Here is a 1443-nt window from a genome sequence, read left to right on the forward strand (position 1 = left end):
GAAAGTGTAACCCATGTATTTGGACTAAACTGTTACCCATGTTCTTGACATTACAGTGTCCTTTCTTTTGGTTCCTTTTCTTTGGACAAGCAAAGAAAAGGTACTCGCTGAGAAGCGAAAACACGCCGCCCATGTACATCTATAACTGGAACAAAACCTCAGGCCAGAAAATAATATTAAAAATTACTCACCCTTCTGATACGACACTCGATAGACCTTGCTGAAGCCATCATCAGAAATCAAAATCGAACCATCAGGCAGCATGATAATGTCATTAGGACGGCCAAGTACTTCATCGCCTTTGAGCCAGCCAGTCACAAAGTCATCTTCGGATAAAACCTTATTGCCATCCAGCAACATATGCACCACCTTATAGCCCACTTTGGTGCTACGATTCCAGGAACCGTGCAGCGTCACCAGAGGAGTGTTTTTATATTCTTCCGGGAACATATCACCTGTGTAAAATAACATCCCCAATGGCGCCACATGAGCTTGATACTCCCATGCTGGCTTTTGATATTTGCGGTCACCTAGCTCATCGCCAAACTCCGGGTCAATAACATCATCACCATGCACATAAGGGAAACCAAAGAACTGGCCTTCCTCTGTCACAATGTTGAGTTCACAAGGCGGCAAATCATCACCCATCCAGTCACGGCCATTGTCTGTAAACCATAACTCCTTAGTTTCTGGATGCCAGTCAAAGCCAACACTGTTGCGGACACCGGTTGCAATCAGTTCAAACTCTTTAGTTTCGATATTTAAACGACCAATGGTACCGAAGCGCTCATCGTCTTCATTACAGATATTGCAAGGCACGCCAATTGGAATATATAGATGTCCATCAGGACCGAACTTTATATATTTCCAGCCGTGATGACTTTCGCTTGGTAGCTTATCGAAAACCACCTCAGGCTCGGGCTTTTTGTCATAGTTTTTGTCGATATCTTTGAAGCGTAGAATCTTATCGACTTCTGCCACATACAAATCACCATCTTTATAGGCGACTCCACTGGGCAGATACAAACCATCTGCAATTAAAACCACTTCATCAACTTTGAAATCATTGTCCTTATCGATCATGGCATGGACTTTGCCGGGCTTACGTGAGCCAGTGTAAACAATGCCGCTATCAGACAGAGCCATCTGACGCGCACCATCCACATTATCGGCAAATAATTCGATTTTGAATCCTTCCGGAACTTCTGCGGCCTGCGAACTCCAGGCGGATAATGACAGCAATACAATGCTCGAAAGAGCGGGAATGAACTTGGTCATGTTGATTTCCTATTGATTAAGGTTATTACAGACTAATACTTCTTGAATAGGTTTCGCAAGGGATGGGAGGACAAGATATAGATACCATCTCTCCCAGCCGACCTCAAGCTACTTGAGGTCGGTATTCGCTTTGATGTTTTAATACACCATAGCAAATTTGTACCA

Annotated in this window: 1 protein-coding gene; it reads right to left on the reverse strand. The window is 43.9% G+C overall.

From position 1 onward, the window contains the following. Window positions 1–183: 183 nt before the first annotated feature. On the reverse strand, window positions 184–1278 hold the full coding sequence (locus HUJ19_RS04900; RefSeq protein ID WP_290622587.1) for a PQQ-dependent sugar dehydrogenase: 1095 nt from the start codon (window positions 1276–1278) through the stop codon (window positions 184–186). Window positions 1279–1443 lie beyond the last annotated feature (165 nt).

The organism is Kangiella sp., assembly GCF_014762745.1.
Classification (GTDB): Bacteria; Pseudomonadota; Gammaproteobacteria; order Enterobacterales; family Kangiellaceae; genus Kangiella.